The 24,522-nt window shown below is 39.4% G+C and carries 21 protein-coding genes; 17 read left to right on the top strand and 4 right to left on the bottom strand.

The window, feature by feature from the left end:
• Positions 1-7 precede the first annotated feature (7 nt).
• Positions 8-205, top strand: coding sequence for a PLDc N-terminal domain-containing protein (locus tag AC1FXP_RS10755; protein WP_480061182.1), 198 nt, complete (start codon positions 8-10; stop codon positions 203-205).
• A gap of 79 nt (positions 206-284) precedes the next feature.
• Here AC1FXP_RS10755 and AC1FXP_RS10750 read toward each other — a convergent pair whose 3' ends face one another.
• On the bottom strand, positions 285-689 hold the full coding sequence (locus tag AC1FXP_RS10750) for a VanZ family protein (protein ID WP_480061180.1): 405 nt from the start codon (positions 687-689) through the stop codon (positions 285-287).
• A gap of 117 nt (positions 690-806) precedes the next feature.
• On the opposite strand from AC1FXP_RS10750, the gene AC1FXP_RS10745 reads away from it, so the two are divergent.
• Positions 807-1,259, top strand: a complete 453-nt coding sequence (locus AC1FXP_RS10745; RefSeq protein WP_480061178.1) for a hypothetical protein — start codon at positions 807-809, stop codon at positions 1,257-1,259.
• Between the two features lie 111 nt (positions 1,260-1,370).
• Here the strand turns inward: AC1FXP_RS10745 and AC1FXP_RS10740 are convergent, their stop codons facing one another.
• The gene (locus tag AC1FXP_RS10740) at positions 1,371-2,108 is read right to left on the bottom strand and encodes a hypothetical protein (protein ID WP_480061176.1); all 738 of its coding nucleotides are present in this window, start codon (positions 2,106-2,108) and stop codon (positions 1,371-1,373) included.
• A gap of 263 nt (positions 2,109-2,371) precedes the next feature.
• On the opposite strand from AC1FXP_RS10740, the gene AC1FXP_RS10735 reads away from it, so the two are divergent.
• Positions 2,372-3,271, top strand: a complete 900-nt coding sequence (locus AC1FXP_RS10735; RefSeq protein ID WP_480061174.1) for an LCP family glycopolymer transferase — start codon at positions 2,372-2,374, stop codon at positions 3,269-3,271.
• Between the two features lie 147 nt (positions 3,272-3,418).
• Here AC1FXP_RS10735 and AC1FXP_RS10730 read toward each other — a convergent pair whose 3' ends face one another.
• Complete coding sequence (locus AC1FXP_RS10730) at positions 3,419-4,963, bottom strand: gluconokinase (RefSeq protein WP_480061172.1); 1,545 nt, start codon at positions 4,961-4,963, stop codon at positions 3,419-3,421.
• Positions 4,964-5,107: 144 nt separating this feature from the next.
• Here AC1FXP_RS10730 and AC1FXP_RS10725 point away from each other — a divergent pair, with 144 nt between their 5' ends.
• From AC1FXP_RS10725 to AC1FXP_RS10700, 6 genes are all read left to right on the top strand, one after another.
• A complete protein-coding gene (locus AC1FXP_RS10725; protein WP_480061170.1) occupies positions 5,108-6,367 on the top strand; it encodes an ATP-binding protein in 1,260 nt (419 codons plus the stop codon).
• A 99-nt stretch (positions 6,368-6,466) separates the two neighbouring features.
• A complete protein-coding gene (locus tag AC1FXP_RS10720; RefSeq protein WP_480061168.1) occupies positions 6,467-7,165 on the top strand; it encodes a peptidylprolyl isomerase in 699 nt (232 codons plus the stop codon).
• Positions 7,166-7,200: 35 nt separating this feature from the next.
• Entirely contained in the window at positions 7,201-8,352 is a 1,152-nt protein-coding gene (locus AC1FXP_RS10715; protein WP_480061167.1) for a CdaR family transcriptional regulator, read from the top strand.
• Positions 8,353-8,476: 124 nt separating this feature from the next.
• On the top strand, positions 8,477-9,745 hold the full coding sequence (locus tag AC1FXP_RS10710) for a GntP family permease (RefSeq protein WP_480061165.1): 1,269 nt from the start codon (positions 8,477-8,479) through the stop codon (positions 9,743-9,745).
• A gap of 17 nt (positions 9,746-9,762) precedes the next feature.
• A complete protein-coding gene (locus AC1FXP_RS10705) occupies positions 9,763-10,920 on the top strand; it encodes a glycerate kinase (RefSeq protein ID WP_480061163.1) in 1,158 nt (385 codons plus the stop codon).
• 849 nt (positions 10,921-11,769) lie between these two features.
• The gene (locus tag AC1FXP_RS10700) at positions 11,770-13,578 is read left to right on the top strand and encodes a bifunctional diguanylate cyclase/phosphohydrolase (protein WP_480061161.1); all 1,809 of its coding nucleotides are present in this window, start codon (positions 11,770-11,772) and stop codon (positions 13,576-13,578) included.
• A gap of 314 nt (positions 13,579-13,892) precedes the next feature.
• On the opposite strand, the gene AC1FXP_RS10695 is transcribed toward AC1FXP_RS10700, so the two are convergent.
• Positions 13,893-14,891, bottom strand: a complete 999-nt coding sequence (locus AC1FXP_RS10695; protein ID WP_480061159.1) for a LacI family DNA-binding transcriptional regulator — start codon at positions 14,889-14,891, stop codon at positions 13,893-13,895.
• Between the two features lie 478 nt (positions 14,892-15,369).
• Between AC1FXP_RS10695 and AC1FXP_RS10690 the strand changes: the two genes are divergently transcribed.
• The 8 genes from AC1FXP_RS10690 to AC1FXP_RS10655 all read left to right on the top strand — a co-directional run bounded on the left by AC1FXP_RS10690 (position 15,370) and on the right by AC1FXP_RS10655 (position 24,404).
• Positions 15,370-16,683 (top strand): sugar ABC transporter substrate-binding protein, encoded by a 1,314-nt coding sequence (locus AC1FXP_RS10690; RefSeq protein ID WP_480061157.1) that lies wholly within the window; start codon positions 15,370-15,372, stop codon positions 16,681-16,683.
• A gap of 85 nt (positions 16,684-16,768) precedes the next feature.
• Complete coding sequence (locus tag AC1FXP_RS10685; protein ID WP_480061155.1) at positions 16,769-17,704, top strand: carbohydrate ABC transporter permease; 936 nt, start codon at positions 16,769-16,771, stop codon at positions 17,702-17,704.
• Positions 17,705-17,709: 5 nt separating this feature from the next.
• Complete coding sequence (locus AC1FXP_RS10680; RefSeq protein WP_480061153.1) at positions 17,710-18,558, top strand: carbohydrate ABC transporter permease; 849 nt, start codon at positions 17,710-17,712, stop codon at positions 18,556-18,558.
• A gap of 30 nt (positions 18,559-18,588) precedes the next feature.
• Entirely contained in the window at positions 18,589-19,548 is a 960-nt protein-coding gene (locus AC1FXP_RS10675) for a PfkB family carbohydrate kinase (RefSeq protein ID WP_480061151.1), read from the top strand.
• Positions 19,549-19,569: 21 nt separating this feature from the next.
• Positions 19,570-20,226, top strand: coding sequence for a YesL family protein (locus tag AC1FXP_RS10670; protein ID WP_480061149.1), 657 nt, complete (start codon positions 19,570-19,572; stop codon positions 20,224-20,226).
• Between the two features lie 21 nt (positions 20,227-20,247).
• Positions 20,248-21,765, top strand: a complete 1,518-nt coding sequence (locus AC1FXP_RS10665) for a glycoside hydrolase family 32 protein (RefSeq protein WP_480061147.1) — start codon at positions 20,248-20,250, stop codon at positions 21,763-21,765.
• Positions 21,766-22,589: 824 nt separating this feature from the next.
• Positions 22,590-23,774: an Alp7A family actin-like protein gene (locus AC1FXP_RS10660; RefSeq protein WP_480061145.1), complete on the top strand. Its 1,185-nt coding sequence runs from the start codon at positions 22,590-22,592 to the stop codon at positions 23,772-23,774.
• A gap of 12 nt (positions 23,775-23,786) precedes the next feature.
• Entirely contained in the window at positions 23,787-24,404 is a 618-nt protein-coding gene (locus AC1FXP_RS10655) for a hypothetical protein (RefSeq protein WP_480061143.1), read from the top strand.
• Positions 24,405-24,522 lie beyond the last annotated feature (118 nt).

The following is a 24,522-nucleotide window of genomic DNA, read 5'->3' as shown; positions in this document are numbered from 1 at the left end:
ACATAAAATGGAAATCTCCATCGTCATTTTGGTCTTATTTTTATTTATATCTGCTGGTCTTATCTTAAACATTATCACAAGTATTTGGTGTTATCGAGACTCGTTAAGACAAGGAAACAGCAAGGAATACAGCCTTCTTTGGCTAGTTGCTACACTATTTTTTCCTGTTGTCGGCGTCATCATCTACTTAATTATCCGAAAGTAGGAAAGCTAATATTTTTACTTTATCACAGTAAAGAGGGGTCTGACCCCTCACGCTCCTACGATCAATGGAGTTACTCATCTTATGTAGATAAATTCTCTCGCCGCTTATCAACAAAGTAAACAACCAACAACACCAAAAACGCCCCAACCGAATCAATCACAACATCTGAAACCAAACCCGATCTTTCTGGGATAAAAGACTGATGCCACTCATCGATTGCTCCGTACAACGTGGCCAGCGCCCAAGCCCATATATAGCGATAACGCACACCACGTAAAGCTAACCAAAAAAACAATGCCAACAACCCAAATGCAGCTAAATGAACGCCTTTTCTAGCAATATAATTGACGATAGCTGAATCGAAAAATGGATTCTTTAGCATTTCCTCTGTCGAATCCCCAGTAAACGCGGGCATGCGTGTGGCAATTGCAATCCCAATGCACCACAAGATCGCAACCGTCCACCATAACTTTTTACTATTCATAATATCACCCGAATCAATTATACACGAAATCCTTACAACCAAAATGCTATTAATAAAATGGGACAACTACGAATACGATCAACTATACATCATTATGTGAGAAAAGGAGGAATTCTCTTGTACAAAAGAGGACCAAACAAAATGATCCTCATCATCCCGGTAGCATTACTCATAGGGCTGATTTTCTTCTTCCTCATTCCATCAGAGCCACAAAAAGCAAAAAAAGTCGTCGATGCATTCTATACATATGAGCAAGAAGCTCATTTCTCATCAGCGTATGATCTGTTCCACCCAAAAATGCAAGAAAGGAATTCAAGAGGTCGCTATATTGAAAACAGAGGGAAGTTTGTCGGTGTAGAAGGCTTTCCGTATTCTCTTAGCAAACCAAATAAAATAAAAGACTGGAGTATGTTTGAAAGCTCAGAACCATTTGAAACAGCCTACAAAGTTACCGTAACAAAAGAAATCAGAGACCGAGACAATGGAAACTACCGCCTCGAACAAGATGTCTACGTTACACAAGACCAAGAAACGAATGAATGGAAAATCCTCTGGGACTTTAATGAATAAATTCTAAAAAAAGAAATCCTGTTAGCTGCGGCAACCACTAACAGGATTTTACATTTCGATGGCGATGATCCTTTAATTTACAGAAAAAACCATGTTAATGGCTATAGTCCTCTATTTTACAAAAAAATCCATTAAATAATCAGTCCAAATCATATGCCATTTTTCCTTTGGCAATTCATTTGCTTTTGCAGGCCATGCTTCCCAGTGGTCTGCATATAGGTACTTTTGTTCGATAGCGAAGGCTTTCATTTTATCTGTAAATCTCAAGTAATTATCGTCTTCAAGTGGATGTGGGGGAGATAAGACGATTAAAGTATCAGATAGCTCCTCCGTTAATTCACTCATTACAGTTTCTAGATTTTCAAGAGAATCCTCAATTGATAACTGATCATAATCATTTAGTAAAAATGGTTCAATGACTAAAAGGTCAGGATTATTCTTTATTACTTTTTCTATGTAATTATCAGATAGCACTTCACTTGAAGTAGCCTCTTTCACATCGATAACAGTTAGAGCTACGTTCTGACTAGGCAAGAGCGTCTTGAATTGTGGGAGTAGTAATTGTGGCATTGAAGAACTTTCTTCAGTACTAGATACAGCGGATGAGCCGATTACCATCAATAGAAATTCCTCTTCCTCTTCATTTTGCTTTGCTACTTCCTCTAGTAGGCCGCCAAGCTCATATTGTGATTTTTCCACCTCTTCTTGAAAATCCTCAGAAGCTTGCTCTAGTTCAATAACCTCGGCATCAGTAGCGATTTTCGCTAGCTTATGATCATATTGAATGTACCCAAGAAAAATGATAGTAATGCTTGATAGAATAATAGCGTAATAAACGAGTTGCTTCATAAAGTAAATGACTCCACCTTTCTACTAGTCAAAAAGCGCTAGTTTTTCTCTATAGTAAGACTATAGCAATCATTATTTGGGAAGTAAGACGAACGATGTCACAGGGAGTGTAGTTTTTACCGACAGATTTAGTAAAAGAAACGTCGAATGAAAGGAGATAAGGAAGAAAATAGTTATTGCTAGCTTAGGTCGGATTCACTATAATATCTAAGAATCTATATTCATTTCACAAGGTTCAAGAATTTATAGAGATGAGGCAAGAAATGAAGAAGAAAAAGGTTTTCATATCACTTGGGTTAATTGTTGGCGTTGTATTTTTGTCGGTTGTTGCTTATTTCTTTTATTTATACAAATCTGTAACGGACACGGTTCAGGAGATGCACGAACCATTTTCGCCCTCTCGAGTTGTTGATCTAGAGAGCCGAGAACCACTTTCATTTCTAATAGCTGGTGTCGACTCAAGAGGCGATACCCATGCTGGACGTTCAGATACGATTATTGTCATGACGGTCAATCCGAATGATCAATCCATTAAAATGTTAAGCATTCCGCGTGATACTCGTACGGAAATTATCGGACGCGGGCAACTCGATAAAATTAATCATGCATATGCATTTGGCGGAGTCCAAATGACAGCTGATACAGTAGCCAACTTTTTAGATATTCCAATCGATCATTATATTAGTATTAATATGGAAGGCTTCAAGGGTGTAGTTGATGCGCTTGGCGGGGTGGAAGTTGATAATCCATTTGCATTTAATTACGGGGGCCACACATTCGCTGAAGGCCAATTATTCTTAAATGGTGAAGAAGCACTTGCTTATTCGCGTATGAGAAAAGAGGATCCGCGTGGTGATTTCGGCCGGAACGATCGTCAACGTGAAATTGTTGATGCTGTGATTCAAGAAGCTGCTAACATTGGTACAGTCACAAAAGTTGGCGGTATTTTAGGAGCTGTCGGTGAGTCGGTTCGTACAGATATGACGTTAGATGAAATGTGGAAACTTCAAGCCAATTACCGCGATGCTCGTCACAACGTCGAGCAAATGGAGATCAAGGGGAATAACGCAACGATTAATGGAATTTATTATTTGCAAGTACCAGATGATGAGCTGGCTCGTGTAAGAAGTGAGCTAAGAGGACATTTGGGGTTAGAAGAATAGTTTTTTGTGAGAGCTCTGCTTACGTGCAGAGTTCTTTTTTGTGAGGCCACTGAAAAAGGTACGGTTTTGACAGGAGATCGTTAGTCACCCCCTCAAAAACACAATAAAAGGCTGATGAAGCTCACCTTCATCAGCCTTCTCTAAAACTCACCTACCTACCTCTCTCTGCAACGCAGAAAGCGACCGGAAATGCGGCTTTAGCGAAAAGTATAACTCACTATATGTTTTGTACAACTGTAAATAGAGCTCATGATTTACGCTGTTTGGAATGTAGCTTTCCTTCATCGGAATATCTTCTTTAATTGCAGCGAGCGAAGGAACGTCTCCGAGTGCATAGAGGCCAAACCAAGCAGCGCCCCAAGCCGAACTTTGGTGGCTGACGGGAACGTGGACCTCGCGTCCGAATATATCTGCGACGATTTGCAGCCATAATGAAGACCTGGCGAATCCGCCGCTTGCAAACAGATTTGAAGGTGTTCCAGCTAGGCGCTCCAGTGCTTCGCCAATGCTATACATACTAAAAATGACGCCTTCTAATCCTGCACGAATCATATGTTGTTTTCGATGGGCAAGGGTTAACCCGATAAAACTTCCACGAGCATCGGCATCCCAGTAAGGAGCACGTTCACCGTTTAGAAATGGCAAAAACAATAAACCGTCTGCTCCAGGCTGAACGTCTGCTGCTAAAGTAGTCAAAAGGTCATACGCACTCCCGCTTCCAGAAACCAGCGAACGCTCAACCTCTGCTTCACCTAACACATCTTTCATCCACTGAAAGACGATGCCGCCGTTATTCGTTGGCCCTCCCATAATCCATAAATCCTTCGTGACACCATAACAAAAAATTTCTTGTAATTCATCGGTCTCAGGCTTTGCTGACATTTGTCTTATCGCTCCGCTTGTTCCAATTGTAATTGCGACATCCCCTGGATTAATCGCGCCAATCCCAAGGTTGGCGAGGGGGCCATCACTTGATCCGATCACAAATGGGATGTCTTGTGGGAGAGAAAGCTGGGCGGCCAACTGTGAGGAAAGCCCTTGGCATACCGTTGTAGAAGGTACAGGTTCTGACAACTGGTCACGTGTAATCCCAGCGGCTAATAGAGCTGAGCTCTCCCAGTCAAACGTATGAATGTTAAAAAGCCCGCTTGCTGAGGCAACCGCATAATCAACTTTGTATGTACCAAACCATTTCACTAATAAATATTCTTTAATTGATACGAATTTTGCTGCTTGTAAGTAAGGTTGATAGCCAGTCTCCTTCATCCAGATTAATTTAGGTAAAGGAGACATAGGGTGAATCGGTGTTCCAGTTTTTAAATAAATGTCTTTGCCTGCAAACTTTTTCAAGTGGTTTGCTTGGTCGACACTGCGCCCGTCTGCCCATGTAATTGATGGGGAAATGGCTTCGTGTTGCTCATTCATACATATTAAAGAATGCATGGCGCTAGAGATGCCGACACAGCTTATGTCATGTTGATCAATCCCGCTTTTCAAAACAGCAGTAGAAATGGCTGTAATCGCCGCTTGTTCAATTTCATGAGGATCTTGTTCTACCCAAGCTGGGTGTGGATGATGCACCGGGTATGCGTTTTCATGTTCAGCTACAACAATGCCGCTTTTTTGAAATAAAACAGCTTTCGCGCTAGTTGTTCCAATGTCTAAGGCTAATACGTAGTTTTTTGTAGGCATAAATACCTTCACCACCTAATTGGATTCTATTGTTCTCTTTCTTATCTTCATCTAATTTTACATAAATGTAAAGATTGGAAAGGGTTTCGTAACATTTAGGAGAATATGAAAGTAGCAAGAATATGTTAAAAGGGTGGCGATCACTTGTATGGACTTGAACAGTTGTTATTAAACGTTCTTTTTTTGTTAGTGTTTTTGCTGTTTGTACCAATTTTATTGGAGATCAATACATATAAGTTTTTTTATGAACATAAGAGGAAAATTCATATCGTTTCAACTACGCTTGCGATTATAGCCTGTATGTCATTTCCGATTCCTGTGATAGAGGGGTATATTTTTGATTTGAGATTAGTTGCCCTAACCATTGGTGGCTTATATGGAGGGATCTCAGCGTCCATTATGTTAGCTGCGGTTACGGTTTTCTTCCGCTTTTTAATTGGTGGAGTCGGTGCTATCACGACGGCTATGGTCGTGTCTATTCTTCTTATCACTTTAATTTATATCAATCCTTCTTTCCAAAAGGCTTCACGGAAAAGAAAAGTGGTGCTCGCGAGTTCTCTGTCTACAGTTGCAACGTTAGTAGCAATGTTAAATTCTACGTTTCTATTTGGTGCTACGTTTTCTATTGTATTTTTATTCCTCCATGGACTTGTTACGTTATGTGCGACAGCTTCTATCGTGTATTTATACGAATTGTTTCATGATCATATTTTGGTGCACAAACGAGTCATGAAAGCGGAAAAAATGGAGGTTGTCAGCCATCTAGCCTCATCGATTTCACATGAGGTGCGCAACCCGTTAACAACGGTTAGAGGATTTATGCAAATGATGCTTCAAAGTGAAATTCCTGAAGAAAAGCGCAAGGAATTTCTAAAAATATCAATTGGTGAAATTGACCGGGCCAATGATATCATTCGTGACTATTTGACGTTTGCCAAGCCCTCACCAGAAAATGTGAAGACTCTTAATATTAAAGAAGAGCTGAATCGAACGTTTCAAATTGTGACTCCTTTTGCGAACATGAATGGGGTAGAAATTAGAAAAAAGATTGATGATTACTTCTTCAAAGGTGAGGAGCAGCTTTTTCAACAATGTTTAATCAACCTTACAAAAAATTGCATTGAGGCTATGCCGAACAAAGGACTGCTTTCGATTGAGACGAAGGAGGAGAATGGGAATCTTCTCCTTATCATATCTGATAATGGGCAAGGGATGACTAAGGAGCAGCTCGCCCGAATTGGGGAGCCGTATTTTACGACGAAGGGGAGAGAAGGTACGGGTCTTGGGATGCTTGTTTCGATTCGTATTATTGAATCGATGAGTGGGAAATTGAGCGTAGAGAGCCAAATAAATGAAGGCACGAGCTTTTATATTCGGTTGCCGCGTGTTGAAGAAGGAGCATAACTTAGAGCTTACTTTCGTATCAGTTATAAAGTTTTCACAATCAATGCATGCTATAATAAATACGCATTTTGCACATACATACAGGAGGTAGGTTCATACATGAAAATTAACGCAATACTACTTGCTAGCTTTGTAGCATTCACCCTGCTACTAACAGGCTGTGGAACACAGCAGGAAGAAGAGCAAGCAGGTGAGGTTCAATCAGATAACGAGGTCAAGCAAGAAGAGGAAGCCAATGAAGCAAACGAAGGGCCATATCCATATACGCTTGACGTAGAAGAAAATCCAATCGTGACAATGACAATGGAAAATGGAGAAGAAATTGTAGTTGAATTGTATCCGGACATTGCACCAAATACGGTTGTAAACTTTGTTTCTTTAGTAGAAGAGGGATTCTTTGATGGATTGACATTCCATCGTGTGATTCCCGGCTTTATGATTCAAGGCGGTGATCCTGCTGGAGATGGATCAGGCGGTCCTGATTACACCATTCCGGGGGAGTTTTTGGACAATGGATTTGAGAACCCGCTAGAGCATGAGCGCGGGGTGATTTCAATGGCAAGAACAAGTGATCCGAACTCTGCAGGTTCTCAATTTTTTATTATGGTCGATGACTCTGCACAATTAGATGGGCAGTATGCTTCTTTTGGAAAGGTCATTGAAGGGATGGATACAGTCGATGCAATCGTTCTCACAGAACGTGACTTTAGAGATAATCCATTTGAGGAGCAACGGATGGAGAAAGTAACGATTGATACAAAAGGGTATGAGTATCCTGAGCCTGCAGTGTTGAATTAACGGGTGTGACAAACATAGTAGGAGGGGTGCCAACGATGACAATCTATTTAACGAAACAACTTGCCCAGGAAATTGTTGATCGAACGATGGCTATCCTTCCTTACAATATTAATGTGATGGACCAAGAAGGAAGAATTATCGGTTCAGGCGATAAACAGCGCATTTCGACGAAACATGAAGTGGCTAGTGAAGTTTTAAGAAAGAAAGAGACAGTGGAAATTGGAAAGGAAGACACAGAATATTGGAAGGGAGTCAAAGAGGGGATTAATTTACCGATTCTGTTTCAAGGAGAGGTTTTAGGTGTTGTTGGGATAACGGGTGACCTTGAGGTAATAAGAGGGTACGGAGAATTAGTCAAGATGACAACGGAAATGATTATTGAACAGGCTTTTCTTCAGAAGCAGTTACAACTCGATGAACGAATTAAAGAAGAGCTTGTTCATCAATGGCTTAACGGCAATCATCTCGATGAAAATTTGTTTTATGAAAAGGCAAAGTCCCTACAGGTAGATTTATTGATTTCAAGAGTGGTCATCGTTGTGAAAAGTGATGATCATGATTTGGCGCGGAAACGAAAAGTAGAACTTATGATCAATGAACTTATTGAACAGGACGATCTCATTGTTACCACGTATACAGGAGAGATCGTGATTGTAAAAAAGGTGGATGTGAAAGATGACCAGTGGGAGAAGGAACGGACACTAAATACGATTCGAATTTGGATGACACAGCTAACGAAAATTGATACGACGATAAAAGTAGCAATTGGTAGCTATCATCCAACCTTTAAAAAGCTGTATCAATCTTTTATAGAAGCAAAAGAGACAATGGACGTTGGCGAAAAATTAGCTCCTCGACAAAAAGTGTTATTGTATGATGATCTTGCTATTTATGTGTTTATGAGTAAATTAGCAAATGAGATCGAAAACAACCCATTTTTCGATTTGATCAATAGGTTAAAAGAAGAAGATGAGTTGGGGGAGCTTCAAAAGACGCTGCAAGTGTATATTAATCACAGTGGAAAAGCGATCAACACGTCAAATGAGTTATTTATCCATCGAAACTCGCTCCAATATCGATTAGAAAAAATAAAAGAAGTTACAGGCAAAGATCCTAGAAACTACAAGGATTTATTTGAATTGTACCTCTCACTTATTATTGATACATTTGCTGATCATAAAAAATGAATTGTTCAAATGAACAGAAAAAGAGTAAATGAATACGGTTTATTCTGTTCATCTGAACAATGAATTAAAAATATAAAACGCTTACAATGAATACTAGATTATGATCAATCTAGGAGGGACAACGATGGATATTCAAGTAAGCGCTTTAGGTGCAATAGTAGGTTTAGTATTAGCAATTGTTCTTATATTTAGAAAAGTACCGCCGGTCTACGCATTAGTAGGAGGAGCGATGGTCGGTGGCTTAGTCGGTGGAGCATCAGTAACGGAAACGGTTGACTTAATGATGGGGGGAGCGCAAGGAATTATCCCTGCTGTTTTACGAATTTTAGCAGCTGGTGTGCTAGCAGGTGTGTTAATTGAGTCGGGTGCAGCTGCTTCCATCGCAGAAAGCATTGTAAAGAAAATCGGGGAGAAAAAAGCGTTATTTGCTCTAGCAATTGCGACAATGATTTTAACAGCTGTCGGTGTGTTTGTAGACGTAGCTGTCATTACTGTGGCGCCAATTGCTTTAGCGATTGCTAGTCGAGCAAATCTATCAAAAACGGCAATATTACTAGCTATGATTGGTGGAGGTAAGGCAGGAAATATCATGTCACCGAATCCAAATACGATCGCAGTTGCAGAGGCGTTTGAAGTACCGCTAACATCTGTGATGGCTGCAGGTATTATACCAGGGTTATGTGGGCTATTTGTTACTTATGTAATTGCGAAAAGGTTAGTGAACAAAGGGTCCATGGTTTCGCTTGATGAAATCACGCAAACAAATGATCAAAAGCTTCCAACTTTCGGTCTTGCGATCATAGCTCCACTTGTAACGATTGTATTACTAGCCCTACGTCCATTATTTGATATTGTGATCGACCCGATGCTAGCGCTTCCAGCTGGTGGACTTATCGGTGCACTAGTAATGGGTAAGATTACGTCTGTTAATAAGTTTATTGTTTCTGGGTTAAATAAGATGTCAGGTGTTGCTGTTTTACTTCTTGGAACAGGTACGTTAGCTGGAATTATTTCGAACTCTGGTCTTAGAAATGTTTTAATTGACGGCATTGATGTGCTTGGGCTTCCGTCTTACGTTTTAGCACCTGTATCAGGTATCTTCATGTCAGCAGCAACTGCTTCAACAACTGCGGGTGCAGCGGTGGCAAGTAGTGTCTTTAGTACAACGCTGATTGAGTTAGGTGTAGCGGGCCTTGCCGGGGCAGCAATGATTCATGCTGGTTCCACTGTTTTAGATCACCTCCCGCACGGAAGCTTCTTCCACGCAACAGCAGGAAGTGTGCTGATGAACTTCCAAGAACGATTAAAGCTGATTCCGTATGAGTCACTCGTTGGATTGACGATTGCGATCATTTCAACATTAATCTTTGGCGTATTTAAACTATTTTTATAAATTAGGGGGAACTGATCATGAAGAAAATTGTCATTGCACCAGACTCGTTTAAAGAGAGTTTAACGGCGTTAGAAGCAGCAAATGCCATTGAAGCGGGGTTGAAAGAAGTTTTGCCAGACTTCCATTTTGTAAAAGTTCCGATGGCTGATGGCGGAGAAGGCACGGTTCAATCGTTAGTAGATGCAACAGGAGGACAGATTGAACATGCAACCGTTACAGGTCCATTAGGAGATAAAGTAAAAGGATTTTATGGTTTGCTTGGTGATGGAAAGACAGCCGTCATTGAAATGGCTGCAGCATCAGGGCTTGAGTTAGTGCCAAGAAAGAAACGTGATCCAATGGTTGCCACGACGTTTGGGACGGGTGAATTAATTTCCATCGCTCTAGATAAAGGGGTGGAGCGAATTATTATTGGAATTGGTGGAAGCGCAACAAATGATGGAGGTGCTGGAATGGTTCAAGCACTTGGAGGAAAATTAGTAGATCAAGACGGTTTGGACATTCCACTTGGTGGAGCAGGTCTAGCAAAGCTTGAACGGATTGACCTTTCGACGCTCGATATACGCCTTGCTAATGTGAAATTAGATGTGGCGTGTGATGTTGATAATCCGTTAACAGGTCCTAAAGGGGCTTCTGCCATATACGGTCCTCAAAAAGGAGCAACTCCAGAACAAATTGAGCTATTGGACGCGAATCTAGCTCATTATGCAAGCGTGATTAAGCGCGACGTTGGCAAGGACATTCAAGATGTCCCGGGATCTGGGGCAGCCGGTGGCTTAGGAGCTGGACTGCTTGCGTTTCTACCTGCAAAACTGAAGCGAGGCGGAGATCTAGTCATTGAAGCAACGAAGCTAGAAGAAGCTGTGCGCGATGCAGATTTAGTTATTACGGGGGAAGGCGGCATCAACCATCAAACGATTCATGGAAAAACACCAATTTGTGTGGCGGATACAGCCAAGAAATATGATGTCCCCGTCATTGCTCTTGCTGGCAGTTTAACAAATGATTACACAAATGTATATGATCACGGCATTGATGCTCTCTTTAGTATTGTTCCAGGAGCGATAACGCTAGAGGAAGCTCTAGAAACGGGTTATGAAAATATGAAAAATACGGCTCGGAATCTCGCAGCAGTGATCCATGTAATGAAAAAACGAAGCGATGTTGTCTTATAAGACAGGAACCTATACGCGCTTGGGAAGTAAATTTTATTTTTCTTAAAAAGCTAAAAATAATATATTCAAAGCCTCCAAGGATTAATTGCCTTGCATGCATTAAACATTCTAAAAGGTTTTGAGTTCAAAGCAAAAGACGAAGTAGAAACGGAGAAGTGTCATCTTGGTAATCAATTAGAACCCCTTATAGATAGCGTAACGCTATCTATAAGGTTTTTTTATGGTACATAAGAAAAAGAAGTTTCTTTATGAGAGCCACGATAATTGAAAGACCGATTCCAATAAGCAAACCTAAAAAGATATCGATCATAAGTGTTGTTAGAAACGGTGATCAAAAGTTAATATGTGTTTTTGATATTCATTATTTCACTGTTTATTTTTATTTTTTTGTAATATATGGTAATTAGTGGTATTATTAATAGAGCCTTAATTATTTATTTCTAGTTTATTTATCCATCAGTATGTTGATAGAATAAGAGACTAAATTAAGTTACTAATTAAAGCGTTACATTGCAGTCTATTAAAAATATTGTTAAACTATTATAAAGTAATTGTATAAGTTTTGAAGAGATGATACATATGAATAAGAAAAAGCTAATTATTTCATCTCTAGTTGTTGCTTTACCATCAGATTTCCATTTAGTATTTTTTAAAGGGGGTGTCTCAAAAGGTCTGTTTTCGACCTTTTGAAACACCCCCGAAGCAATGAGCGAAGTCGCTACATCTTTTAAAAGCCTTGAGAGGAGTGGGGTTCTCCTCTCAAGGCGCGTAGCGAACGGAGCCATTGCCACCTCTGTTTCGGCCTTTTGGGACAGCCCCTTTTACTATGTATTAGAGAGTTGAAGACAAATGAATAATAAAGGAATATGTAAGCAAAAAGCGAATATCTACGTCATCTTAATATCTATTCTAGGGATTGCTCTCTTTGCTATGTATGGGGATATGACATTTGATGCATATTCGCCTATATTGTGGGTTTTGATGGCTTGTTTAGTAATCGTCCTAGTTTTGTGCAGACATTTCACGATTCTTCTTCCTCCAAAAGGAAATGCACTTTCAATGGATTCAGCTGTTTATTTAGCGTGTATTTTTGTCTTTGGTCTTGATTTCACGTTAATGATTCTCTTTGTGAGCAGCATGATCGGAGCGCTCTATCAGGTGAAAATCCTCTGGTGGAAGCATATTTTTAACTTTGCAACTTTTTCAATAATGATTGTTTCTGCTTATTCGGTCTTTGTCTTAACGGGTGGCCAAGTTGGGGTCATTAGTCCAGAATTTGTTCATAGTTATATTTTGACTTTAGCTGTTTACATGCTATTAAATGTTTTTTGTATTGGGATGTATTTTTATTTGCTTGATGCGGACAGTTTGTTAGCAATCGTTATTGGTGTAATCAAAGAATCAATTTCGAGCTATATTAGTATTCTCATTTTGTCTCTGGTACTTGGGATTTTGCTTTTACACCAGCCATTTTATGGGCTCTTTCTTTTTTCTTGTTTACTTTTAGTTCTATCATATGCATTTAAAAAGCACTTCAAATTGTATGAAGAAGCATCACTGAGGGCTAACGTGGACCAGCTTACTGGACTTTATAATCATGGTTATTTTAAAGAGCTGTTAGAAGAGCTTTTGAAAGAGCAAAAGGATGAGAAAATAAGTTTGGCAATGATCGATATTGACGACTTTAACAAATACAATGGGTATTTCGGTCATCTACAAGGAGATGAATTGCTTAAGTGCTTTGGCCTGGTATTAAAAGAGGGGTGTAGTGACTCCAATTACACTCTTGCACGCTATGGTGGAGAAGAGTTTACGATTTTAATGCCTAATACGACAGAAAATGATGCATTTCAATTTGTAGATGGATTACGTAAGAAGATGAATGATACGTATTTCAAAGGAGTCGAAATCTTGCCGCATGGGTGCTTATCGTTTTCTGCGGGAATTATTTATCAGGAAGGAATGATTGATAGTTCTTCTGAGTTATTAGGGCAAGCTGACCGGGCGCTGTATTATGCAAAAGCACAAGGGAAGAATAAAATTCATTTATATGATGAAGAAGATGTTGTTCAAAAAAGTCTCGACGAAGAAAAAGAATTCGAGTTGCTTGAGCAGCAAGTTCGGATTTTTCTCTCTAAGGATATGAATACGTACAAGCACAGTAAACGTGTATTTACCTATGCCTTTCATTTTGCTAATAAACTAGATTTAAATGATTATGAAAAGAAAACCTTGATCATGGGGGCACTTATTCATGATATTGGGAAGCTCGAAATCCCAAGGGATATTATGAATAAAAAAGGTAAATTAGATCAGCATGAATGGGAAATGATCAAGAAGCACGTTACTTGGGGCAAGGAGATCGTTTCTACAAATAAAAATTTATTACATTTGGTGCCGTTGGTGGAACTACACCATGAACGCTATGATGGCAAAGGGTATCCACATGGATTAAAAGGCGATTGCATCCCAAAATTAGCGAGAATCCTCTCTATTATTGATTCATTTGATGCGATGACAACCGAGTGTCCGTACCAGGAACCCAAAACATTTGAAGAGGCGATTGTTGAACTAGAGCATTGTTCTGGTAACCAATTTGACCCGAAGTATGTACCATTGTTTATTGAGATGATACGTGAGGAAGAGATGAGGCTGTGAACGCGTAATGATATTAAAGGCTGTTTACGTAAAGATGATGCTGTGAAGAAACGTTTTTCTCTTAGTGAAATGGAGCGGAAGCCACTCGACTCCTGCGGGATGCAGAGGTAGGGGCGAGACCCCACAGGCGCAGCCGAGGAGGCTCGCCACCTCCCCGCGGAAAGCGAGTGGCTGGAGCGCAATGGAACGAACATGTGAAGGGCACGTACCATAAAAGCAACAAAGTATGCGAAAAAAGCCTAATTAAAAGAAAAGAAGCCTAACAGTTGAATTCAACTTTGTTAGGCTTCTTTTCGTTACTTTATCATTTGCTCCTATGTCGTTTCTCCTCTTATTAGCTCAATATCAACAATGGTGTTGTTTCGCTTTTCTCCATCTTTGTCTTCAATCATGTTTATTAATGTAGAGCATAGCTCACGACCGATGCGGTCAACCGGTTGTTTAACTGTGGTAAGCTTTGGTTTCTGTAGCATTCGGGTAAAAGAGTTAAAGTCATATCCGACAATTTTTAGTTGTTCTGGTACTTTAATGCCTCTTTTTTGTGCATGGATATATAAAGCATAAGCTAATATATCATTACTACAAAAAACACCATCATACGTAAGGAGTTCTTTGGATACTTTCTCTTCGATAAATTCTTCATGCAGTTCGAAAATTGAAAATGTCTCTCTGCTATATTCTTCTTCAATAATTTTATATGGTATGTCATGCTCCATACATACGAGTTTAAAAGCATCCGCACGCCTATTTGGTAACATATCTAAATCAAGCGGGCCGGAAAGGTGCAATAGCTTTTTGCAACCGCTATCTACTAAGTGTTTCGTTGCAACGCGGCCTCCATTAAAGTTATCTGATCCCACATATGGAATATCGTTAGACATGATTCGGTCAAATGAAACAATTGGTAGATCTACTTTTCTATATTCTTCTACATCCAATGTTTGGCTACACATGATAATGCCATCAACTCGGTTTTCACGGAGCATTCCGATATAATTTGTTTCTTTTTCAGCCTCGTCTAGTGAGTTGCATAATAAGAGTTTGTAATTATTATTATATGCGTATAATTCAATGTTCTTAATAAGTTCAGCGAAAAAAGGGTGTTCGGAGTCAGGTACAATCACACCTAAGAGATAGGACTGACTTTTCTGAAGTGCTCTAGCGATTTGGTTAGGAGAATAATTAATGTCAGCCATCGCTTTTTCGACTTTTTTACGAGTTTCTTTGCCGATATATCCTCTGTTATTTATCACTCTTGAAACCGTCGTCACGGAAACGCCAGCTTTTTTTGCAACATCTTTAATATTTACCATTGATTTCTCCTTGTTTAGAATTCATATGCCGTATGAAAGCGTTCTATTTTAAACATACCAGAAATGAACCGAATGAGAAAGTAGTTCATTTAGAAAAATTCGAGATTTGAATGCACATAGAGTGTACCATAAATATGGTAACGTATGTCATATTAATTTTCAGTGATGTTACTAGAATAAAAACAAATAAATAATAGTTTATTATTCATTTACCTCGTTTAGTTAAATGAATATGATATCGTTACCCTGAAAATGACGTTACACAAAGAAAAAATTTGTCACTTAGATATATTAAATTGTAATAAGTTATAGAGTTATCGCTGTTTTATGGGAGTTTTTTATAAAAGTTATTTTAAATTAACGCGGTTTATTTTTATGAAAACGTTTGACATATTTTTGAACCTTGGCTATGATATGTGTAAGCTCTTACAAAAAGAGCACTAGTTTACTAAAGTTCAAATAATAAGAGTTTGGGGGAATGATGATGAGTCGAGCTAAGTTGTTTTTTGTTTTCATGCTCATGGTAGTGTTGTTAGCCGCTTGTGGCAATAACAATCAAGAAACATCTACTGATGAAGGATCGAGTGTTGATGAGAGTCAAGAGGTCGCGGGAGTCACTGAATTAAGCATGTGGATTCACCAATCAGGCGAAGAAGAGACTGAATTTTACAAAAAGAGAATTGAAGAGTTCAATGAAGCTCATGACGGTGAAATTAAAATCAATGTGGAAGTGGTCATGGATGATGGCGGCAGCTCCTATAATGACAGCTTAAATGCTGCCTTAGTTGCAGGTAATCTACCAGATGTGTTAGCGCTTGATGGCCCTTTCGTTGCTAGTTATGCAGATGCGGAAATTATTGCTCCTATTGATGAGTATATCTCGGAAGAAGACAAAGAAGATTTTGTAGATTCCATTCTTCAACAAGGTACGTATAATGATCAGTTGTATTCTTTAGGTGCAATGGAGTCATCGGTAGTTCTTTATTATAATAAAGAAATTTTTGAAGAAGAAGGGATAGAAGCACCAACAACGATTGAAGATGCGTGGACTTGGGATGAGTTTATGGCTGTTGCTAAACAACTAACAACGGATGATCGTTATGGACTCAACTTGTTTATGGATTATGGTGTTGGTGAGTGGTATACGTATATGGGCGCACCGTTTATTTGGTCAAACGGAGGCGAGTTAATATCTGAAGATGGAACAACGGTTGATGGATATTTGAACGGTCCTGAAAGTGTTGAAGCGTTTGAATACGTGAAGAGTTTATTTGAAGAAGGTGTCGTTAGTTTAACTCCTTCTGAAACGCAATTCGAGTCAGGGAATGCGGCAATGGCCCTTGGAGGACCTTGGATCGCTGTATCTGCAGAGAATGCTGGAATGGACTTTGGAATGATGCCTTATCCATATAGCGAAGTTCCTAAATCACCATCTGGAAGTATGGCTTATGCCATTTCAACACAGGCTGAGCACCCAGAAGCTGCATACAAAGCGATGCAATGGATGACAAATGAAGAATCAGTAATTGGCTTATCTGAAGTTACTGGTATGCCTCCTGCTCGTAAATCTGCATTTGAGAGTATGGAAGAGTATAATGAGTTACCAAAAAGGATCATGCGTGATCAAGTTGTTCAAACAGCCCATGCACGTCCTACTACACCAGCTTATCCGGTATTAACGGATGCCTTTGCTCAGACGTTTCATGCAATGGCGCTTGGTGAAGATGCAAAGTCAACGTTAGATCAACAAGTTACACGAGTAGAACGAGAACTACGTCGATTCAACCAGTAAGAAGGATTATACCTTTTTCATGAAACAGTCAAGAGGCTTCTCTAAGCCTCTTGTTCTGTTAAATGTCAGATGTGGAGTGATGGTTATGGAAACCAATAAAAAAATCAATTTGAAGCCTATCAAAGCACAGAAACGTTTTAATCTAAAAACGCAAAAAACACAAGAATTTATCAATGGTTATCTTTTTTTACTACCAGCTTTACTTTTGCTAGGTGTGTTTTTGTTATATCCGATGGGGATGGCATTTTACTATAGTTTCACTGATTTTTATATATTAAGACCAGATCAAAAGCAATTCATAGGATTAGAAAATTTCACTTATATTTTTCAGGATGCCGAATTTAAACAAGCTTTTAAAAATACAGCCTACTTTGCGTTACTAGTTGTCCCAATTCAAATGGCTGTTGCATTAGGATTAGCATTATTAATCAATCAAAAGCTAAAATGTAAGGTCTTTTTCCGAACTGCCTATTTCAGTCCAGTCGTTATGTCTTTAGTAGTTGTATCGATCCTATGGACGTTTTTATATAACCCGAATGAGGGCTTAATTAACGAGATGTTAGGAATTTTTGGTATTTCTCCGCAACCGTTTTTAACAAGTCCTAATCAAGCGATGAATTCCATTATTGTCATGTCCGTTTGGCAAGGGGCAGGGTTTCAAATGTTGATTTTCCTTGCAGGCTTACAAAACATTCCTAAACATCTTTATGAGGCTGCTTCTATAGATGGTGCAACTCCTTTACAACAGTTGTGGAATGTCACACTTCCTGGTCTAAGAAATGTATCGATTTTCATCTTTGTCACCATTACGATTGCGGCAGTAAAGTTATTAGTGCAACCGATGATTATGACACAAGGAGGCCCATTAGGATCGACAAAAACCCTTGTTTATCACATTTATGAGGTGGGCTTTAATTATCGAGATGTTGGTTATGCTTCAGCGATGGCGGTTGTGTTTACGATATTAGTTCTTATTATTACAATCATACAACGTAAGTTTACTGGCGAGGAGAGGGGTTGAACGTAATGAAGAATAGGTTGTTATTTAAAAATGTTATTCTGTATATTTTTATGACGTTATTGGCGTTCATCTTCTTATTTCCTCTAATATGGATGCTAGTTTCTTCGTTAAAAAATGAATTTCAGATCTTTGAAGATATCAGTTCGTTTAAGGCGTTTTTACCACCAGCACCGACAGAGGGCGGGTACTTTGCCAATTACGTTGCTGCGTTTGAGCGTGTTGATTTGTTCCGTTACATGTTAAATAGTTTGGTTTATACGGTTGGGATATTAATTTGTGGATTAGTTGTGAACTCAATGGCTGGTTATGCATTGGCGCGTTTTAACTTTCCATTAAGGAACTTCTGGTTAGCAGTCATAATTGCAACATTAATTATTCCGCCAGAAAGTATTTTCCTGCCACTTTATGTTCTTGTCTATAATTTTGGCTGGGTGAACACGTACACTGGGTTAATTGTTCCATTTATTGCAAATGCATTTAGTATCTTTCTTTTCAGACAGTTCTTTTTAGATTTTCCAAAAGAGATTGAAGAAGCTGCGAAGATTGATGGTTGTTCGCAAATCGGGATCTTTTTTAGAATCATTGTGCCGCTTTCAAAGCCAATCTTTGCAACAGTTGCCATTTTTACTTTTATTAACCATTGGAATGATTTCTTATGGCCGCTAGTCGTAGCAACGGAAGACCGGATGAGAACGATTCAAATTGGGTTGCAGTACTTTATGAATCAACCTCCTGTTCAGTGGGGCCAAGTGATGGCAGCACTGACTGTTACAACGATTCCTATGCTATTAATCTTTATTTTCTTACAAAGATATTACGTTCAAGGCTTAGCGCATACGGGTTCGAAAAACTAATTTCAATAATGGATAGGAAAGGAAGTTGACATGGGAAAGGTTATAAGCCTAGGCGAATTGCTAATAGATTTTGTACCAAAAGAAAAAGGAAAGTCACTAAAGGACATACAGGAATTTGAAAAGGCTGCTGGTGGTGCCCCTGCTAATGTAGCGGCTGCAATCGCAAAACTGGGCGGGGATGCATCCTTCATCGGAAAGATTGGAAATGATGGATTCGGTCACTTTCTTGAAGAAACACTGCAAAAAACGGGTGTAAATACGAACTTTGTCGTTACGAGCGATAAGTATAAAACGGCACTTGCATTTGTAACAAATCAAGATAATGGCGAAAGGGAGTTTATGTTTTATCGTGATCCATCTGCAGATATGATGTTAACTGCTGAAGAAGTCGATGAACAGTGGTTTGAAGAAGGGGATATCTACCACTTTGGCTCTGTTTCTTTGATTGGACATCCGGTAAGGGAAGCGACGGTTGAAGCACTGCAAATCGCTCAAGAAAAGGGGCTCATTATCAGTTTTGACCCAAATGTCCGCTTAGCCCTTTGGGATGATGCAGAAACGGCAAAGGAATGCATTCTTCGCTATTTCAAGCAGGCTCATATTGTAAAAATAAGCGATGAGGAACTCTTCTTTTTGACAGGGATCGAAAATGAAAGGAATGCTGTTCATCAGTTGTTTGGAGGGGTAAATGAGCTTGTTGTCGTCACGAAAGGGGCTTTAGGTTCAGTTGTTTATACGAGAGGTTATTGTCAATCGGTTGCAGCGATGAAGGTCGAGGCCATTGATACGACAGGGGCTGGTGACGCCTTTGTCGGTGGATTATTGTTCTTTTTGCAAAAAGAAATGAAGAATAGCAGCCTCGTAGATTTTCTTAAGAATGAAGAAAAGGCTCGAGAAATGGTTTCATTTGCAGGTAAGTGTGGAGCCATCGCTACTACTCGTCGAGGGGCAATTCCCGCTTTACCAGCTTTTTGCGATGTAGTGAAATAAGAATGATAGGGAGTGTCGGTTATGCAAGTAGGTGGAGTTGCTGGTGGAATATATAAAGTTTGTGACTGGTTAATGAAACTAGCAATGGTTAATTTGCTATGGATCGCTTTCACAGTCCTGGGCCTTGGAATCTTTGGGATGTTCCCGGCAACGGTTGCTATGCTAACCGTCGTTACTCGCTGGATCAAAAAAGAGGAATGTAAAGTTGTTTCGAGTTTCACCCGTGCTTATAAAAATAGTTTTATAAAAGCAAACATGTTGATGGTTTTATCACTTGTAGCAGGGTCTGTATTAATAACAAATGTAATAGTTGTACAGTCTATGAGTGGAATTCTTCATGTGTTTTTGAAGTACGGTTTGATTTGTTTGTTCGTTATGTACAGTATGGTCGTTCTCTATGTTCTGCCAATTACTACGTACCAATCACATGGAGTGTGGCAAACAATAAAAATGGCATTTATAACAGGGGCATTGCACCCAGTTCGTACAGGGATGTTATTAGGTGGGTTTGTACTTTTGTATTTCATTATACGATCCATTCCAGGGATGATTCCTTTCTATGGTATGAGTCTAATGGCGATGTGGACCGTTGTCGTACTAGCTCCTATTTTATCCAAGGAGCATAATGAGTCAAACAAAGAAAAAATAATAAAGAGCACAACGGCAGTAAGAGAATAGAAGGAAATCAGGAGGTACAAAATGACACAACATAAGCAGGCTGTTGAAAAAGCAATTCAATCGATTAATCAAGCTAAAGAAGAAGTGAGCAAGAATTACTGGAGATTAAACTATCATGTAGCCTCGCCTGCCTATTGGATTAATGATCCAAATGGGTTTAGCTATTATAAAGGGGAATACCATTTATTTTACCAACATCATCCATACAGCCCGCAGTGGGGACCGATGCATTGGGGGCATGCAAAAAGCAAAGATTTAACCCATTGGGAACACCTCCCTGTTGCCATTGCTCCAAGTGAAGAATATGACAGAGATGGTTGTTTTTCTGGTAGTGCAATTGAAAAGGACGAGAAGCTCTACCTTATGTATACAGGCCATATTTGGACAGGGGATAACCACGACACAGATTTAGAACAAGTTCAGTGCCTTGCTGTTAGTGAGGACGGTATAAATTTTGAAAAACTAGCGAATAATCCAGTAATTCAAGCGACGCCTGAAGGGGATATTCACCCGAATCATATTAGAGATCCAAAAGTGTGGAAGCATGGGGATGATTATTACTGTGTCATTGGTAATAAAACAAAGAATGAAGTAGGTCAGGTTCTTCTTTATCGCTCAACCGATTTACTAGATTGGGAGTTTCTAAATGTTGCAGCAAAGGGTGAAGGAAACTTTGGTTTTATGTGGGAATGCCCAGACATTTTCCCTCTAGATGGTCAGGATGTACTGATAATGTCACCGCAAGGAATGAAGCCAGAAGGCCACCTATATCATAATTTGCACCAATCAGGTTATGTAGTAGGGGAGCTAGATTATGAAAGTGGGAAGCTCGACCATGGGGCTTTTCAACTGCTTGATTATGGGTTTGATTTTTACGCACCTCAAACAACGGTAGATGACGATGGAAGAAGAGTCATGATTGCGTGGATGGCGATGTGGGAAAGTGACATGCCTGAACAAGAGTTTGACTGGGCTGGAGCGATGACATTGCCTCGACAATTATTTATAAAAAATGGTCAAATCATTAGTAAGCCAATGCCAAAAGTTGAAACATTACGAGAAGGTCTTACCGAATATGAGCATGTTCTCTTTGAAGGGAACCACGTGTTCGAAGACGTTGTAGGAGATTCACTGGAACTTGATGTCATTATTGAAGCAAAAGAAGCTACTAGGTTTGGTTTGAAAATGCGTATGAATGAGGAGCTAGGGGAGGAAACCGTCCTTAGCTATGATTGCAACGAAGAATTCTTAACGTTAGATCGTAACAAATCTGGAAAAGGATTAGATGGCATTCGTAAAGCGCCAGTTACCCTTAACGATAATGAGCTTCATTTGCGTATTTTCATAGATACATCGTCTATTGAAGTCTTTGTTAATGATGGAGAAAAAGTAATGACATCAAGAATTTACCCCGATCCATCTTCTACTGGGATTGAGTTCTTTGCAGATGGGCTCATTTCGATTAAAAAGTTAAAGAAGTGGGCGTTAGGGAAGAGTGTAGGAGTTAGTCCTGCAACTGCTAGTAGTATAACTGAATAATGGGTGTGAGGAGTCGGTGTTTATACTGGCTCCTTTTTTATTTGTATATGAAAAACGTGTGTCTGCCAATTGTTTAAGTCGTAGGGGAGTGGTTCTGTTGTTGGTGTGAAAACAGGTATCAGAGTTTAGGGTAAAAGCTATTCACTGAAAAAGTTCTTTTTAGCCGATTCGAGGAAGCAGCAATGGCTCCACACGTTGCGCGCCTGCTATGAGAAACATGAGCCTCCGAAAGTCGGCTACCGGCGCAAAGCAAGTTTGCACCTATGAAACCCGCTCATAGCAGGCGTTAAGACAAAGCAACGGTTCCGATGATTGCTTAAAGGCCATTGAAAAAGGTGTGGTATTACCTTTTTCAATGGCCTTGCTTATTTTAGAGGGGAGATCGGTGGAATCTTGCTAGTAATAAGCTTTAAATTAAGATGATATTCCTGTAGAAAGATGTCTATATTCTTATTTTTAAGTCGTGAATAGTCGAATAATAGAAATCAAGGGTGATGGTCAAAGAGGGGAGGGGAGAGGATCTGTTTATCCAGATAATGGTAGTTAGGGCGTTGTATACAATTATGTGTACATGTTTACAAAAACGTATAGATGTTTACAAAATGTATACTTGGTTGTTTACAATATCGTGTACATGTATACAAATGTGTATACATAGTGTACTTTAGGGATGTGTACGAGATTGTATACATGTATACGAAAATGTGTACATGTATACAAAAATGAATACAACTTAAGTATCATTGACGAATCTAGCACTCTACTATACTCTTATATATGTTGGAAAATGTTATAAAATCCTGAAACGAAAGGAAATGATTTGAATGAGTAAAACAAGAATTGCTGCAGTTGATGTAGGTAACGATTCCCTTAAGGCGTTATTTGGAAAAGCGGATTTTGAATTAAATGTCCCGAATGTCATCGCAAGAGATACAGAAGATAGACCAGTTATTGGAATAGAAGATTTAAATGAAAAGGATCCTCTAGATGGAATACATATTCGAGTTCACTCCCCTGCCCTTCTAGAGAACAATGCCATTTACCGTGTTGGTAACTTAGCGACAAAGAGCAACAATCCAAATGAGCTAGATCCTGGCAGCAGTAAGTCGGAAGAAGATCAAACATTAGTTATGCTATTTGCTTCATTAGCGTTAGATGCAGTAAGAGAAGAAAACTCAAACCTATTTAAAAAGACAAACAATGTCATAGATGCAAACTATACATTAGGAACAGGTTTGCCGCTACGTGAAGTAAAAGAAGGAAAAGACGTTGGTTATCGTTCTCAGCTATTAAGTTCGGTTCACCAAGTAGAATTCCTAGTTACACCTAAATATCAAGGAATCAAAGTGAATATTAAATTTGATGAAGTAAAAGTATATCCGGAAGGGTTTGCTGCTTATATCAACTTAGTTATGGATAATAATTTAAACATTATTAATAGAGACTTAGTAGATAAGAGCATTCTGATTCAAGATATTGGTGGTTTATCTACGGATATTGCTGTTATTAAAAATCGTAATGTTGATGATGATAAGGCTCAGGGCTTTAACCTTGGAGTAGCTGAATCATTAGAGCAAATTAGAGAAGAAATTCGCTCGAAGCACGGTGTAGAGTTAGATAGTCGTCGTGATGTTGTTGATATTATTACGAAGAAGCAAGATCGCAATCATATTATGGTACGCGGAAGTCGGACAAGCGTTCATGATATTACGGATCGTATTTTAATGGAGCTTGCGAAGAAGCAATATCGTCACTTACGTAATGTATGGTCAAAGAATTCTCAAACAGAGATTTGCTACTTTGTCGGCGGCGGTGCAATGGTATTAAAAGACTACTTAAAAACATTAAATAACAGCTTAGATGGCTTTAATATCGGTTTCTTTGAAGATGAAAAAGAAAGCATCTGGATGATGGCAAATGCGTACTATAAGTTGATTTCAGCTTTTACAAAGGCAAACAACCCAGATCCTAAAGACAAAGAAAAAGATAAAAAAGCTGTGAAAAACTAATAAGGTGATTCTATGAGTACAAAGGGGACGACTGGAATCCAGAGGGGTCAGGCAATTACATTCCGTCTCCCTTCTGATACGCCAGATCACTTACTTAAACAGCTACAAAAATTAAAAGAGACAGAGAGACGCAACTTTTCAAGTAAGATTGCTGAATATGCCTTAGATGGTGTGAGCAACTCGATGGCAAAGGAACGCGAAACGGTTACGATCCCTCTACCGAAGGCATTAAGCAAAGAACAGCGAAACTGGCTGCGCCACTCACATTCAGAAGCCCTTCTTGGAGCGATTGTGTTTCAGCTTTTAGCTGATCCAGTACGAGCGACTTCTGTTTTGGCATCTCTTAATAGCAATGCCTTTGATATTGATGAGGCGCTATATTTGCAGGAAAGCGAAGCATTTACCGAGGAAGATGAAAGAGAGTCTAGTCTTCCGTCTAAACCTGTAATTGAGCCAGAAGAGGATCTGCTGCATGACGACGCAGTCGATGACTTAGAAGATGACTTAGGTGACTTTGATTGGAATAAGGCACTGCAAGAGCATGCAGCAGCCAAAGAGGCAGAGGAGCCTAAGAAGGAAGAAACGGCAGAGGATTTGCTCGGCGGGTTTCTTGCGAAGATGAATAAATAAAAGCGAGCTTTTTGTAGAGTGGCGGTTCGGTTGAGAGCGAGAAAAATTAAATTCACAACTCAAGTAACAGTTAATTCGCGGCAATAATATCAATAATATTGGCAAAGAAAACGCAATG

It is taken from the genome of Halalkalibacter sp. HAAS-P013, assembly GCF_056619925.1.
The sequence above is the reverse complement of the archived record's forward strand: the minus strand, read 5'-3'. Positions and strand labels throughout refer to the sequence as shown.

Excerpts from the sequence above, each read along its gene's own strand:
- AC1FXP_RS10755 (WP_480061182.1), top strand. The coding sequence starts at position 8 with ATGGAAATCTCCATCGTCATTTTGGTCTTATTTTTATTTATATCTGCT.
- AC1FXP_RS10750 (WP_480061180.1), bottom strand. The coding sequence starts at position 689 with ATGAATAGTAAAAAGTTATGGTGGACGGTTGCGATCTTGTGGTGCATT.
- AC1FXP_RS10740 (WP_480061176.1), bottom strand. The coding sequence starts at position 2,108 with ATGAAGCAACTCGTTTATTACGCTATTATTCTATCAAGCATTACTATC.
- AC1FXP_RS10735 (WP_480061174.1), top strand. The coding sequence starts at position 2,372 with ATGAAGAAGAAAAAGGTTTTCATATCACTTGGGTTAATTGTTGGCGTT.
- AC1FXP_RS10730 (WP_480061172.1), bottom strand. The coding sequence starts at position 4,963 with ATGCCTACAAAAAACTACGTATTAGCCTTAGACATTGGAACAACTAGC.
- AC1FXP_RS10720 (WP_480061168.1), top strand. The coding sequence starts at position 6,467 with ATGAAAATTAACGCAATACTACTTGCTAGCTTTGTAGCATTCACCCTG.
- AC1FXP_RS10715 (WP_480061167.1), top strand. The coding sequence starts at position 7,201 with ATGACAATCTATTTAACGAAACAACTTGCCCAGGAAATTGTTGATCGA.
- AC1FXP_RS10710 (WP_480061165.1), top strand. The coding sequence starts at position 8,477 with ATGGATATTCAAGTAAGCGCTTTAGGTGCAATAGTAGGTTTAGTATTA.
- AC1FXP_RS10705 (WP_480061163.1), top strand. The coding sequence starts at position 9,763 with ATGAAGAAAATTGTCATTGCACCAGACTCGTTTAAAGAGAGTTTAACG.
- AC1FXP_RS10700 (WP_480061161.1), top strand. The coding sequence starts at position 11,770 with ATGAATAATAAAGGAATATGTAAGCAAAAAGCGAATATCTACGTCATC.
- AC1FXP_RS10695 (WP_480061159.1), bottom strand. The coding sequence starts at position 14,891 with ATGGTAAATATTAAAGATGTTGCAAAAAAAGCTGGCGTTTCCGTGACG.
- AC1FXP_RS10690 (WP_480061157.1), top strand. The coding sequence starts at position 15,370 with ATGATGATGAGTCGAGCTAAGTTGTTTTTTGTTTTCATGCTCATGGTA.
- AC1FXP_RS10685 (WP_480061155.1), top strand. The coding sequence starts at position 16,769 with ATGGAAACCAATAAAAAAATCAATTTGAAGCCTATCAAAGCACAGAAA.
- AC1FXP_RS10680 (WP_480061153.1), top strand. The coding sequence starts at position 17,710 with ATGAAGAATAGGTTGTTATTTAAAAATGTTATTCTGTATATTTTTATG.
- AC1FXP_RS10675 (WP_480061151.1), top strand. The coding sequence starts at position 18,589 with ATGGGAAAGGTTATAAGCCTAGGCGAATTGCTAATAGATTTTGTACCA.
- AC1FXP_RS10670 (WP_480061149.1), top strand. The coding sequence starts at position 19,570 with ATGCAAGTAGGTGGAGTTGCTGGTGGAATATATAAAGTTTGTGACTGG.
- AC1FXP_RS10665 (WP_480061147.1), top strand. The coding sequence starts at position 20,248 with ATGACACAACATAAGCAGGCTGTTGAAAAAGCAATTCAATCGATTAAT.
- AC1FXP_RS10660 (WP_480061145.1), top strand. The coding sequence starts at position 22,590 with ATGAGTAAAACAAGAATTGCTGCAGTTGATGTAGGTAACGATTCCCTT.
- AC1FXP_RS10655 (WP_480061143.1), top strand. The coding sequence starts at position 23,787 with ATGAGTACAAAGGGGACGACTGGAATCCAGAGGGGTCAGGCAATTACA.